Raw genomic sequence first — 12,128 nt, forward strand, 5'->3', positions numbered from 1 at the left:
GCCCGGCGAGCGAGGCAGGGCAGGGCAGGGTGAGCGGATCAGAGGTTCGGGGTGAGTTCCTCGGTGATCTTCTGTGACGCCCGGCGGGCCTCCGTCGCCGGGTCGGACCCGTTCAGCACCCGGGTCATGTACTGCTTGATCGGGTTGTCGGCCTCGACGTCCGCCCACTGAGGGGTGTTGGGGGTCGCCCTGCCGTGTGCCGCGCCCGCGGCCATGGCGGCGACCCCTTCCTCGCCTGAGACGGCGGTGGCCAATGTGGTCTTGTTGGGCACGTAGTTCATGGTGCGGGCGAGTTCGGTGTCCCATTTGGCGCCGGTGAGCGCTCCGACCACGGCGGTCGCCGCGAACTGGTCCTTGGTGTTCTGCGGGACGACGAGGTCGGAACCGCCGGTGAACACCGCGCCGGGCCGGGACGCGTTCGGTCCGGGCACCGGGAAGTAGCCCAGTTTTCCCTTGAGTTGCGGGTTCTGCTTGACGATCGCCTGGGCGAGTCCCGGTACGGCGACGATCTGCGCCACCTTGCCGCCGGCGAACACCCCGGCCTGGGGCGGGTGTTCCTCGTCGGCGCCCTTGGGTCCGTCGCCCAGCGACTGGAGCTGCCGGTAGAAGTCCATGCCGCGCATCGCGGCAGGGGTGTCCAGGGCGCCCTTCCACTGGTAGTCGCCGACCTTGCGGGCGAGGTCGCCGCCCTCGTCCCAGATGAAACCGGAGAGTGTGTACCAGTCCTGTCCGGCGAGGTAGATCCCCTGGTTCGGGCCGGAGTCGAGCTTCTCGGTGTCGGCGAGCCATTCGGCGCGGGTGCGCGGCGGCCGGGCGATGCCGGCCTGCGCGAACAGGTCCTTGCGGTAGATGACGACGCGGTTGGCGGCGTACCAGGGGATGCCGTACTGGGAGCTGCCGTCCTTGCCGGGTTCGGCGAGGCCGGGCAGCCACTTGTCCTTGCCCCAGTCGCGCATCGACTCCAGGGTCAGGTCGGCGAGTCGGCCGCCGTCGGCGTACAGCGGCACCTGGGTGTTGCCGACCTCGATCACGTCGGGGGCGTCGCCGGAGGTCTGCGCGAGCGCCTTGCGGACCTTCGCCACGATGCCGGTCCAGTCCTGGACGCGGATGTCCAGGCGCAGGTCCGGATGGGTGTGCTCAAAGTCCTTGGTGAAGCGGTCGAGGAAGTCCGCCGAGGCGCTGTCTTTCATCAGCCACACGGTGACGGTCTCGCGCTGATGGGTGCCGGGGAGCATCCCGCAGCCGCTGACGAGGCAGCCGGTGACACAGCCGAGGGCGAGCAGACGACGTCTCACGGGGGGTCCTGTTCTGTCTGGCATGGCGCATGCGCACAGGGGTGAAGACCCGACGTGGGGGGACGAGCGCACAGGCTCGTACGGGTGTGGCTGGATTTTGGTATGGACCAATGCCGAGGTCAAGGGGTATCGGTGATTACGCGAGGTCACGGTCGCCACGCCGTGCGGAGCGGGCCGGGATGCGGCACCGTGGAGTACGACGTGTCCCCGGCCCAAGGAGCCCCCGATGACGGACCACACCTACCGGGTCACCGAGATCGTCGGCACCTCGCACGAGGGCCTCGACCAGGCCATCCGCAACGGCATCACCCGCGCCGGCCAGACGCTGCGCAACCTGGACTGGTTCGAGGTGACGCAGGTCCGCGGCCAGATCGAGGACGGGCGGATCGAGCACTACCAGGTGGGCCTGAAGGTGGGCTTCCGCATCGAGGACGGCGACTGACCCTCCCGCCTCAGGTACGGCCCTCCTTCTCCTGGGCCTCGCGCAGCGCGGCGGAGTCCTCGGCCCAGCGGGCCCGCACCACGGTGAATCCGGCGCGTTCGGCGTCGTCGCACACCACTGCGTCGTCGTCCACGAGGAAGCGCACCTCCCGGCTCCGGGCGAGCCGGCGCAGGGTCGCCAGCTTGGTGAACCGGGCGGGCCTGCGGTCCGCGTCGCCCCGCATGTACAGGTCTCCCGCGGGCAGTTCATGCGCGGCGAGCCAGTCCAGGGTGTCGCGCCGGTACCGCTCCGGACGGCCGGTCAGATAGACGACCTCGCAGTCCCGCGCGCTGCGCCGGGCCAGCTCGACGCCCTCGGCGAGCGGCGGATCCGCGGGCGCGGCACCGAAGAACCCGTCCCAGTCCTTGGGCCGCCGCTGGAGGAAGTGCTGCCGGTGGGCGGTGTCCGCCAGGGTGTTGTCGAGGTCGAACACGGCGATCGGCCGTGCGCTGTTGTCGCTCACACCAAGACCTTAGCCACCTGCGGGAATCCGCGGGCGGTCAGCGCGTTGAACCGTACGTGAGCAGTTCAGTGATCGCCCGGACCCGGTTCTCCGTCCTCGACCGTTCGCGCATCCGGCAGGGGCACCCGCCCGCCGAGGCGCTGCGGGACACCGTGGCGCTGGCGCGGCAGGCGGAGGCGCTCGGCTACCACCGGTTCTGGGTGTCCGAGCACCACGGTGTGCCCGGAGTCGCCGGTTCCGCGCCGACCGTGCTGGCCGCCGCAGTGGCCGCCGCCACCCGGACGATCCGGGTGGGCACCGGCGGGGTGATGCTGCCCAACCACCGGCCGCTGGTCGTCGCCGAGCAGTTCGGGGTGCTGGAGTCGCTGTTCCCGGGGCGGATCGACATGGGTCTCGGGCGTTCGGTGGGCTTCACGGACGGGGTGCGCCGGGCGCTCGGCCGGGACAAGGAGGACGCCGAGGACTTCGGGGCCCAGCTCGACGAGCTGCTCGGCTGGTTCTCCGGGGCGTCCCCTACGGGAGTGCGCGCCCGGCCCGCGGACGGTCTGCGGGTGCCGCCGTTCGTGCTGGCCCTCGGCGAGGGCGCGGAGATCGCGGCGCGGGCCGGACTGCCCCTGGTCATCGGGGATCTGCGTGGCCGGGAGCGGCTGCTGCGCGGTGTCGAGCGCTACCGCGCCGCGTTCCGCCCCTCCCCCTGGGCGGCCGAGCCGTATGTGGTGATCTCCGGGACGGTCGCGGTCGCCGGCACCGAGGAGGCGGCGCGACGGCTGCTGGTCCCGGAGGCGTGGTCGATGGCGTACGCCCGCACGCACGGCACCTTTCCACCGCTCGCCCCGGCCGAGGAGACCGAGGCCCGCTCGCTGACCGCGCGGGAGCGGGCGGCGTACGACGCCCAGCTCGCCGGGCAGCTCGCGGGCACGCCGGACCAGGTCGCGCACGAGCTGGAGGGGGTGCTGAAGGAGACCGGCGCGGCGGAGGTCCTGGTCACCACCAGCGGCTACGACCGTACGGCGCTGCTGGACTCCTACCGGGCACTGGCCGCGCTCTTCGCTCCCGCTCCCTGACCCCGGGGGCGGCGCCCCGAGATGCGAGGCGGGCCCGCGCCGGTGACCCTGGGAGGGCAAGGACGTACGCCGAGGAGGAGGACCGCCATGTCCTTCATGGACAAGCTCAAGGGCATGATCAAGGGCCACGAAAGTCAGGCCGACAAGGGCATCGACAAGGGCGGCGACTACATCGACCAGCGCACCGGCGACAAGTACCAGAAGCAGGTCGACACCGCTCAGGACAAGGCGCGGGACGAGTTCGGCACCCGGCAGGACCCGGGCAACCCTCCGCGAACCTAGCGTGCGGGGGCGGATAGGGTGTGTCTTCCATGCACCACAGCCCCCATGATCCCTACGTCCGCGTGCGCGGCGCCCGTGAGCACAATCTCCGGGGCGTCGACGTGGATGTCCCGCGTGACGTACTGGCCGTGTTCACCGGGGTGTCCGGCTCGGGGAAGTCGTCCCTGGCGTTCGGCACCATCTACGCCGAGGCCCAGCGCCGTTACTTCGAGTCGGTCGCGCCGTACGCCCGCCGGCTGATCCACCAGGTCGGCGCGCCCAAGGTCGGTGAGATCACCGGGCTGCCGCCCGCGGTCTCGCTCCAGCAGCGCCGGGCGGCCCCCACCTCGCGCTCCTCGGTGGGCACGGTCACCAATCTCTCCAACTCCCTGCGCATGCTGTTCTCGCGGGCCGGGGAGTACCCGCCGGGCGCGGAGCGCCTGGATTCCGACGCGTTCTCGCCGAACACGGCGGCGGGCGCCTGCCCCCGGTGCCACGGTCTGGGGCAGGTGCACGACACCAGCGAGGAGTTGCTGGTGCCGGATGACTCGCTGTCGGTGCGTGAGGGCGCGATCGCCGCGTGGCCGGGTGCCTGGCAGGGCAAGAACCTGCGGGACATCCTGGACGCGCTCGGCTACGACGTGGACGTCCCCTGGCGTGAACTGCCCGCCGAGCAGCGGCACTGGATCCTGTTCACGGACGAGCAGCCGGTCGTCACGGTGCATCCGGTGCGGGACGCGGAGCGCATCCAACGTCCGTACCAGGGCACGTACATGAGCGCCCGCCGGTATGTGCTCAAGACGTTCGCCGACACCAAGTCGCCGACCCTGCGCACCAAGGCGGAGCGCTTTTTGACCAGCGCGCCCTGTGCGGGGTGCGGGGGCAGCCGGCTGCGGCCCGAGGCGATGGCGGTGACCGTCGGCGGCCGCACCATCGCCGAGCTGGCGTCGCTGCCCCTGACGTCCCTCGCCCGGCTGCTGGACGGCGAGTCGGAGACGGCGCGTGTCCTCACCGAGGACCTGAAGTCACGGATCGCGCCGGTGGTCGAACTCGGCCTCGGCTATCTGAGCCTGGACCGCTCCACGCCCACCCTCTCGGCGGGCGAGCTGCAACGGCTGCGGCTGGCCACCCAGTTGCGGTCCGGACTGTTCGGTGTGGTGTACGTGCTGGACGAGCCGTCCGCGGGACTGCACCCGGCGGACACCGAGGCACTGCTCACCGTGCTGGCCCGGCTGAAGGCGGCGGGGAACTCGGTGTTCGTCGTGGAGCACCATCTGGAGGTGGTACGCGGCGCGGACTGGCTGGTGGACGTGGGGCCCGGCGCGGGCGAGCACGGCGGGCGGGTGCTGTACAGCGGGCCGCCCGCCGAACTGGCCTCGGTCGAGGAGTCGGCGACGGCCGCGTTCCTCTTCGACGAGGCACCGGGACCGCCGCGTGAAGTGCGGGAGCCGCGCGGCTGGTTGAAGGTCGGCCCGGTGACCCGGCACAACCTGCGCGAGGTGACGGCCGCGTTCCCGCTGGGCGCGTTCACCGCCGTCACCGGGGTCTCCGGATCCGGGAAGTCCACGCTGATCGGGGAGTTGACGCAGGAGCTGGAGGGCGTCGACCGGCTGGTACGGGTCGACCAGAAGCCGATCGGCCGTACCCCGCGCTCCAATCTGGCCACGTACACCGGGCTGTTCGACGTGGTGCGGAAGGTGTTCGCGGCGACGGACGAGGCGCGGGCGCGCGGGTACGGGGTCGGGCGGTTCTCCTTCAATGTCGCCGGGGGCCGCTGTGAGACCTGCCAGGGCGAGGGGTTCGTCAGCGTCGAGCTGCTGTTCCTGCCGAGCACGTACGCGCCCTGCCCGGACTGCGGCGGCGCCCGCTACAACCCCGACACGCTCCAGGTGACGTACCGGGGGCGGAGCATCGCCGAGGTGCTGGACCTCACGGTGGAGGCGGCGGCGGAGTTCTTCACGGACGTCCCGGCCGCCGCTCGCAGCCTCGGCACCCTGCTCGACGTGGGCCTCGGCTATCTGAGCCTCGGCCAGCCCGCGACCGAGCTGTCCGGCGGCGAGGCGCAGCGGATCAAGCTGGCCAGCGAGCTTCAGCGCGGTCGCCGCGGCCACACCCTGTATCTGCTGGACGAGCCGACCACCGGGCTGCACCCGGCCGATGTCGAGGTCCTGATGGACCGGCTGCACGGCCTGGTCGACGACGGGCACACGGTCGTCGTGGTCGAGCACGACATGACGGTGGTCGCCGCCGCCGACTGGGTCATCGACCTCGGCCCGGGCGGCGGCGACCGGGGCGGCCGCATCGTCGCCGCGGGGCCGCCGCAGCGGGTGGCCCGGGCGGAGGGCAGCGCGACGGCGCCGTATCTGGCCCGGGTGATGTCGTAGGGGACGCCCCCGAGGGGCTGCCCCTGCCTGGTCATCCCCTCCTGGACATCCCCCCTGCTCATCCCCTCCTGGTCATCCCCGGTCGTTGACCATGGCCGCGTGGGTCCAGGTCGGGGCGGGGGTGATCGGCTGGGCCGCGGTGGCGAGGGCGCGGCGGTCGGGGTGGGTGTCCGGGGGGATCAGCGGGCGCACCTGGACCTCGGCGACCAGTCCCCGGGTGCGGGCCACCCGCCACAGGGAGGCGAGCAGGGTGTCCTCGCCGACGAAGGCCGCGGCGGTGCCCGTACCGCCGTCCTTAAGCCGGTACCGCAGACAGACCGGCTGCACGGGCACGCCCGCGTCCAGCGCCGCCTGGAAGACGGCCCGGTGGAAGCGGCCGTGGGCGCGCCCGCACCAGGTGCTGCCCTCCGGGAACGCGGCCACGGCGGACCCGGTGCGCAGGGCGTCGGCGATCACCGCGACCGTGCCGGGCAGGGCCCGCAGCCGGTCCCGCTCGATGAACAGGGTCCCGCCCCGGGCGGCCAGCGCGCCCGCGACCGGCCACCGCCGTATCTCCGTCTTGCCGAGCATCCTGGCCGGCCGTACGGCGGTCAGCAGCGGGATGTCCAGCCAGGACACATGGTTGGCGACCAGCAGCAGCCCGCCGTCCGGCGCGACCGCGCCGGTGATGCTCGCCCGTACCCCGATGGCCCGTACGACGGCCCGGCACCAGCGCCCGATCCATTCGGCGGGGATCCGCCGCCCGAGCGGGGACAGGGCGATCCCGGCCAGCACCAAGGCGGCGACGGCGGCCAGCCGCAGCACGGCCCGGGGTGCGGCGACGACGGCGGGCGCCGGCTCCACACAGGCGTCCGGGGTGCAGGGCGCGGTGGGCAGCCAGACGCTCATCAGGCCGGCACGAGGGAGAGGAAGTGCCGCAGATAGCGCGGGTTGACCCGGCGCATCGACAGCAGCACATACAGGTCGGCGACCCCGAAGTCCGCATCGTGCGCGGGCTCCCCGCACACCCAGGCGCCGAGGCGGAGGTAGCCGCGCAGCAGGGCGGGCAGTTCGGTGCGCCCGGCGGGGGCCTCGGCGTTCGGGGTCCAGGGCGTGAGCGGTCGCACCCGGAACTCCTCGGGCGCCAGGTGCTTGGCGCGCACCCGGTCCCAGGTGGCGGTGGCGAGGGCGCCGCCGTCGGCGAGCGGAATCGAGCAGCATCCTGCCAGCCACTCGTGGCCGCGGTCGGTCATGTAGCGGGCTATGCCGGCCCAGATCAGGCCGATGACCGCGCCGTCGCGGTGGTCGGGGTGCACACAGGAGCGGCCGACCTCGACCAGGCCGGGCCGGATGGCGTCGAGCGCGTCGATCGTGAACTCGCCCTCGGAGTACAGCCGTCCGGCGGCCGCGGCCCGCTCGGGCGGCAGCAGCCGGTAGGTGCCGACGACCTGCCCGGTCACCGTGTCGCGGACCAGCAGATGGTCGCAGTGGGCGTCGAAGGCGTCGATGTCGTGGCCCGGCCGCGGGGTGGCGAGCACGGCGCCCATCTCCCCGGCGAAGACGTCGTACCGCAGCCGCTGCGCGGCCCGCACATCGTCCTCGTCGCGGGCGAGCGCGACGGTGTAGCGGGCGGGTGCCAAGGGCCCCGGGGGACGGTCGAGGGTGGAAACGCCGGTCATGGCTCTCTCCTGGTCACGGGGCCGGTTCGGCGGCAGCGGCGGCGGACCGGTGGTCCACGGCCCGCCGTTCCTGTTCTTCCGACGCCGGTTGGCCGGCGCGTGACGGGTGCCGGGAGAGCGGATGTGGGAATGCTGAACGGCCGGGGCCGCCGGACGGCTACTCGCCCGGCGACTCCTCGGCCACGCAGTCGGCGAGCAGCCGTGCGGCCGCCTCGGGCGCGAGGGCGCGTTCCAGGACGAGGTCGCCGCTCATGTGCGGGAAGAAGCGGCCGGCGGGCCGGCTCCGCTGGTACGGCGGCGGGTCAAGGACGAGGAGCCGGGCGCCGTCCACGACCGGGATGTCCGCGGGGGTGCCCTCGTTCCACACCCATTCCCCGGTGGGGGTGACCAGGTTGAAGGAGCCGGTGGTAAGAACCTGGCCCGGCTGGTCGCGGCAGACGGCGGCTTCCTCGGCGGAGGGGGCCCGGACGGGGAGGCGGCCTCCGGCGATCAGCGGGAAACACGAGACGGGGCCGGGTGAGCACCACTCTCCCGGCCCCGCCCGCTCGCCCCTGTCGGCGAACGGCTGTGTGTGCGAGCGGCGTTACCGCTTGCCCGCCTTTCGGGTGGCCCGCAGCCACTCTCGGTTCATTCCGGTGATGGACATCAGCGGAATGCCCTTGGGGCAGGCGGTGGCGCACTCCCCCGTCAGGGTGCAGCCGCCGAAGCCCTCCTCGTCCATCTGCGCCACCATGTCGAGCACCCGGGTCTCCCGCTCGGGCGCGCCCTGTGGCAGCACATTCAGATGGTTGATCTTGGCCGAGGTGAACAGCATCGCCGCGCCGTTGGGGCACGCCGCCACGCAGGCCCCGCAGCCGATGCACTCGGCGTGCTCGAACGCGAAGTCGGCGTCCGCCTTCGGGACCGCCGTGGCATGCGCCTCGGGCGCGGATCCGGTGGGCGCGGTGACATAGCCGCCGGCCTGGATGATCCGGTCGAACGCGGACCGGTCGACCACGAGGTCCTTGATCACCGGGAACGCGGCGGCCCGCCAGGGCTCGATGTCGATCGTGTCGCCGTCCTCGAAGGACCGCATGTGCAGCTGGCAGGTGGTGGTCCGCTCGGGTCCGTGCGCGTCGCCGTTGATCACCAGGGAACAGGCACCGCAGATGCCCTCGCGGCAGTCGTGGTCGAAGGCGACCGGGTCCTCGCCGGAGAGGATGAGCCGCTCGTTGAGGAGGTCCAGCATCTCCAGGAAGGACATGTCGGACGAGATGCCGTCCACCTCGTAGGTGGACATCGTGCCGTCGGCGTCGGCGTTCTGCTGCCGCCAGACGCGCAGGGTGAGCTTCATGCGTAGCTCCGCTGGGTGGGGTGGACGTACTCGAAGACCAGGTCTTCCTTGTGCAGGACGGGAGCGGAGCCCGTACCGGCGAACTCCCAGGCGGCCGCGTAGGCGAACTCCTCGTCCCTGCGGGCGGCTTCGCCGTCCGGGGTCTGGGACTCCTCGCGGAAGTGGCCGCCGCAGGACTCGGCGCGGTGCAGTGCGTCGAGACACATGAGTTCGGCGAGTTCGAGGTAGTCGACGATGCGGTTGGCCTTCTCCAGCGACTGGTTGAACTCCTCGCCGGTGCCGGGGACCTTGATGCGCCGCCAGAACTCCTCGCGGATCTGCGGGATGCGCTCCAGGGCCTTGCGCAGCCCCTCGTCGGTGCGGGCCATGCCGCAGAACTCCCACATGATCTCGCCGAGTTCACGGTGGAAGGAGTCCGGGGTGCGGTCGCCGTCGACGGCGAGCAGCAGATTCAGCCGGTCCTCGGTCTCCGCCAACACCTCCTGTACGGCGGGGTGTTCGGGGGTGACCGGGTCCTGGTGGGGGTTGCGGGCCAGGTAGTCGTTGATGGTGGCCGGGAGCACGAAGTAGCCGTCGGCCAGGCCCTGCATCAGGGCGGAGGCGCCGAGCCGGTTCGCGCCGTGGTCGGAGAAGTTGGCCTCGCCGATGGCGAACAGGCCGGGGACGGTGGTCTGGAGGTCGTAGTCGACCCACAGTCCGCCCATCGTGTAGTGCACGGCCGGGTAGATCCGCATCGGCACCTCGTACGGATCCTCGTCGGTGATCCGCTGGTACATGTCGAAGAGGTTGCCGTACTTGGCCTCCACGGCGCTCCGGCCCATCCGCTGGATCGCGTCGGCGAAGTCCAGGTAGACGCCCTGGCCGCCGGGGCCGACCCCCCTGCCCTCGTCGCAGACGTTCTTCGCGGCGCGGGAGGCGATGTCGCGCGGGACCAGGTTGCCGAAGGAGGGGTAGATGCGCTCCAGGTAGTAGTCGCGCTCCTCCTCGGGGATCCGGTTCGGCGGGCGGTCGTCGCCCTTGGCCCTGGGCACCCAGATCCGGCCGTCGTTGCGCAGCGACTCGCTCATCAGGGTGAGCTTGGACTGGTGGTCGCCGGTGCGCGGGATGCACGTCGGGTGGATCTGTGTGAAGCAGGGGTTGGCGAAGTAGGCGCCGCGCCGGTGCGCCCGCCAGATCGCGGTCGCGTTGGAGTTCATGGCGTTGGTCGACAGGTAGAAGACATTGCCGTAGCCGCCGGAGGCGAGGACGACCGCGTCCGCGAAGTACGTGTCGATACGGCCCGTGATCAGGTCCCGGGCCACGATGCCGCGCGCCCGCCCGTCCACCACGATCAGGTCCAGCATCTCGGTGCGCGGATGCATCTCCACGTTCCCGGCGGCGATCTGCCGCGACAGCGCCTGGTAGGCGCCGAGGAGCAGTTGCTGGCCCGTCTGGCCGCGGGCGTAGAAGGTGCGGGAGACCTGGACGCCGCCGAAGGAGCGGGTGTCGAGCAGGCCGCCGTACTCACGGGCGAAGGGCACGCCCTGGGCCACGCACTGGTCGATGATCTCCACCGAGATCTGCGCCAGGCGGGCGACGTTGGACTCGCGGGCCCGGAAGTCGCCGCCCTTGACGGTGTCGTAGAACAGCCGGTGGATCGAGTCGCCGTCGTTGCGGTAGTTCTTCGCCGCGTTGATGCCGCCCTGCGCGGCGATGGAGTGGGCGCGGCGCGGGGAGTCCTGGTAGCAGAACTGGACGACGTGGTAGCCCTGTTCGGCCAGGGTGGCGCCCGCGGAGCCGCCGGCGAGGCCGGTGCCGACCACGATGACGGTGTGCTTGCGCCGGTTGGCCGGGTTGACCAGTTTGGCCTCGAAGCGGCGGGTGTCCCAGCGCTCGTGGATCGGGCCCGCGGGGGCCTTGGTGTCGGCGACGGGTTCGCCGGTCGAGTAGTTCACGTAGTCGGTCATGTCAGCTCACCACTCCGGTCATGACGCCCACGGGTACGGCGATGAAGCCGGCCGTGAGCAGTAGCGCGAGAACGTTCGCGGTGGTCTTCAGGGCGCGGTCGCGGGCGCGGCTGCCGACGCCGAGGGTCTGCGCGGCGCTCCAGAAGCCGTGCCGGATGTGCAGGCCGAGCGCGAGCATCGCGACGATGTAGATCACGTCGCCGTACCAGGTGGAGAAGGTGTCCACGACGTTCTGGTACGGGTGGCCGGGCTGGAAGCCGCCGGAGTGCACGGTGCCGGTGGTCAGGTCCAGGATGTGCCAGACGATGAACAGGCCGAGGATGATCCCGCCCCAGCGCATGGTGCGCGTGGCGTAGCTCGCCCGGGGCCTGCTGTGGACGTACTTGCTGGGCCGTGCCCTGATGTCGCGGCGGCTGAGCTGGTACGCGGACGTGGCGTGGGCGACCACGGCGACGACGAGGACGACCCGGACGATCCAGAGCGTCCACTCGTAGTGCATGAAGGGTTCGCCGACGGTGCGCAGCCAGTGGGCGTAGTGGTTGAACTCGTCCGCCCCGAAGTAGATCTTCAGGTTTCCGATCATGTGCACCACCAGGTAGAGCAGCATGATCAGACCGCTGACGGCCATCACCGTCTTCTTGCCGACGGAGGAGTCCCACATCGTGCGCGCCATGGACGGCCGTCGGTCCGTCCGCGTTGCCAGAGCCATGGAACAGCACGCTAGGGCCGAACGTCCCGATCGGTCCAAGACATGGTGCGGCTCGTTTCCATAGCCTGGGGCTATCGTTGCTGTATGCAGCTCCAGCAGCTCCAGTATTTCGTGGCCGTCGCCGAGACCCGGCACTTCACCCATGCCGCCGAGCTGGTGCATGTGGCCCAGCCGTCGCTGTCGCAGCAGATCAAGGCGCTGGAGCGGGAGCTGGGCGCGGATCTGTTCCTGCGCGCGCGGGGCAACATCACGCTCACCGACGCGGGCGAGGCGCTGCTGCCGCTGGCCCGGCGGATCCTCGCCGACGCGGACACCGCCCGGCAGGAGGTGCAGGAGCTGGTGCAGCTGCGCCGCGGCCGGGTGCGGCTGGGTGCGACGCCGAGCCTGTGCACGGGTCTGCTGCCGGATGTGCTGCGCGCCTTCCACGACCGCTATCCGGGCATCCGGCTCATGATCGAGGAGGGCGGCTCCCATGACCTGGTGCGGGAGCTGGCCCGGGGCGCGCTGGACCTCGCGCTGATCGTGCTGCCGCTG

12 protein-coding genes and 1 pseudogene are annotated in these 12,128 nt (G+C 71.8%); 5 read left to right on the forward strand and 8 right to left on the reverse strand.

Annotation, left to right across the window (positions count from 1 at the left end; genetic code table 11):
• Positions 1-38 precede the first annotated feature (38 nt).
• Positions 39-1,295 carry an extracellular solute-binding protein gene (locus tag CCN72_RS15330; RefSeq protein WP_086807998.1) on the reverse strand — a complete coding sequence of 419 codons (1,257 nt, stop codon included), beginning with the start codon at positions 1,293-1,295 and terminating at the stop codon, positions 39-41.
• A 226-nt stretch (positions 1,296-1,521) separates the two neighbouring features.
• Here CCN72_RS15330 and CCN72_RS15335 point away from each other — a divergent pair, with 226 nt between their 5' ends.
• Complete coding sequence (locus tag CCN72_RS15335; protein ID WP_037656965.1) at positions 1,522-1,737, forward strand: dodecin; 216 nt, start codon at positions 1,522-1,524, stop codon at positions 1,735-1,737.
• Between the two features lie 10 nt (positions 1,738-1,747).
• On the opposite strand, the gene CCN72_RS15340 is transcribed toward CCN72_RS15335, so the two are convergent.
• A complete protein-coding gene (locus CCN72_RS15340; protein ID WP_085567893.1) occupies positions 1,748-2,239 on the reverse strand; it encodes a phosphatase domain-containing protein in 492 nt (163 codons plus the stop codon).
• 56 nt (positions 2,240-2,295) lie between these two features.
• On the opposite strand from CCN72_RS15340, the gene CCN72_RS15345 reads away from it, so the two are divergent.
• From CCN72_RS15345 to CCN72_RS15355, 3 genes are all read left to right on the forward strand, one after another.
• Complete coding sequence (locus CCN72_RS15345) at positions 2,296-3,303, forward strand: LLM class flavin-dependent oxidoreductase (RefSeq protein ID WP_086807999.1); 1,008 nt, start codon at positions 2,296-2,298, stop codon at positions 3,301-3,303.
• Positions 3,304-3,390: 87 nt separating this feature from the next.
• The gene (locus CCN72_RS15350) at positions 3,391-3,585 is read left to right on the forward strand and encodes an antitoxin (protein ID WP_085567891.1); all 195 of its coding nucleotides are present in this window, start codon (positions 3,391-3,393) and stop codon (positions 3,583-3,585) included.
• Between the two features lie 29 nt (positions 3,586-3,614).
• Positions 3,615-5,948, forward strand: coding sequence for an ATP-binding cassette domain-containing protein (locus CCN72_RS15355; RefSeq protein WP_086808000.1), 2,334 nt, complete (start codon positions 3,615-3,617; stop codon positions 5,946-5,948).
• A gap of 72 nt (positions 5,949-6,020) precedes the next feature.
• On the opposite strand, the gene CCN72_RS15360 is transcribed toward CCN72_RS15355, so the two are convergent.
• The 6 genes and pseudogenes from CCN72_RS15360 to CCN72_RS15385 all read right to left on the reverse strand — a co-directional run bounded on the left by CCN72_RS15360 (position 6,021) and on the right by CCN72_RS15385 (position 11,558).
• Positions 6,021-6,836: a lysophospholipid acyltransferase family protein gene (locus tag CCN72_RS15360; protein ID WP_085567889.1), complete on the reverse strand. Its 816-nt coding sequence runs from the start codon at positions 6,834-6,836 to the stop codon at positions 6,021-6,023.
• Positions 6,836-7,606 carry a GNAT family N-acetyltransferase gene (locus CCN72_RS15365; protein ID WP_086808001.1) on the reverse strand — a complete coding sequence of 257 codons (771 nt, stop codon included), beginning with the start codon at positions 7,604-7,606 and terminating at the stop codon, positions 6,836-6,838. Before CCN72_RS15365 ends, CCN72_RS15360 begins: the two co-directional genes overlap by 1 nt.
• A gap of 157 nt (positions 7,607-7,763) precedes the next feature.
• Positions 7,764-8,099: pseudogene (locus CCN72_RS15370) on the reverse strand (hypothetical protein); the annotation flags it as partial.
• A gap of 90 nt (positions 8,100-8,189) precedes the next feature.
• Positions 8,190-8,939: a succinate dehydrogenase/fumarate reductase iron-sulfur subunit gene (locus CCN72_RS15375; protein ID WP_085567886.1), complete on the reverse strand. Its 750-nt coding sequence runs from the start codon at positions 8,937-8,939 to the stop codon at positions 8,190-8,192.
• Positions 8,936-10,885 (reverse strand): fumarate reductase/succinate dehydrogenase flavoprotein subunit, encoded by a 1,950-nt coding sequence (locus CCN72_RS15380; RefSeq protein WP_086808002.1) that lies wholly within the window; start codon positions 10,883-10,885, stop codon positions 8,936-8,938. Before CCN72_RS15380 ends, CCN72_RS15375 begins: the two co-directional genes overlap by 4 nt.
• A 1-nt stretch (position 10,886) precedes the next feature.
• On the reverse strand, positions 10,887-11,558 hold the full coding sequence (locus tag CCN72_RS15385) for a succinate dehydrogenase (RefSeq protein WP_085567884.1): 672 nt from the start codon (positions 11,556-11,558) through the stop codon (positions 10,887-10,889).
• 120 nt (positions 11,559-11,678) lie between these two features.
• On the opposite strand from CCN72_RS15385, the gene CCN72_RS15390 reads away from it, so the two are divergent.
• The coding region (locus tag CCN72_RS15390; protein WP_244174236.1) for a LysR family transcriptional regulator at positions 11,679-12,128 on the forward strand (450 nt) is incomplete at its 3' end.

Source organism: Streptomyces murinus, from assembly GCF_002154555.1.
GTDB lineage: Bacteria > Actinomycetota > Actinomycetes > Streptomycetales > Streptomycetaceae > Streptomyces > Streptomyces murinus.

Bases quoted from the DNA above. Each gene is read 5' to 3' on its own strand.
- CCN72_RS15365 (WP_086808001.1), bottom strand. From the start codon at position 7,606: ATGACCGGCGTTTCCACCCTCGACCGTCCCCCGGGGCCCTTGGCACCC.
- CCN72_RS15335 (WP_037656965.1), top strand. From the start codon at position 1,522: ATGACGGACCACACCTACCGGGTCACCGAGATCGTCGGCACCTCGCAC.
- CCN72_RS15380 (WP_086808002.1), bottom strand. From the start codon at position 10,885: ATGACCGACTACGTGAACTACTCGACCGGCGAACCCGTCGCCGACACC.
- CCN72_RS15355 (WP_086808000.1), top strand. From the start codon at position 3,615: ATGCACCACAGCCCCCATGATCCCTACGTCCGCGTGCGCGGCGCCCGT.
- CCN72_RS15385 (WP_085567884.1), bottom strand. From the start codon at position 11,558: ATGGCGCGCACGATGTGGGACTCCTCCGTCGGCAAGAAGACGGTGATG.
- CCN72_RS15360 (WP_085567889.1), bottom strand. From the start codon at position 6,836: ATGAGCGTCTGGCTGCCCACCGCGCCCTGCACCCCGGACGCCTGTGTG.
- CCN72_RS15350 (WP_085567891.1), top strand. From the start codon at position 3,391: ATGTCCTTCATGGACAAGCTCAAGGGCATGATCAAGGGCCACGAAAGT.
- CCN72_RS15375 (WP_085567886.1), bottom strand. From the start codon at position 8,939: ATGAAGCTCACCCTGCGCGTCTGGCGGCAGCAGAACGCCGACGCCGAC.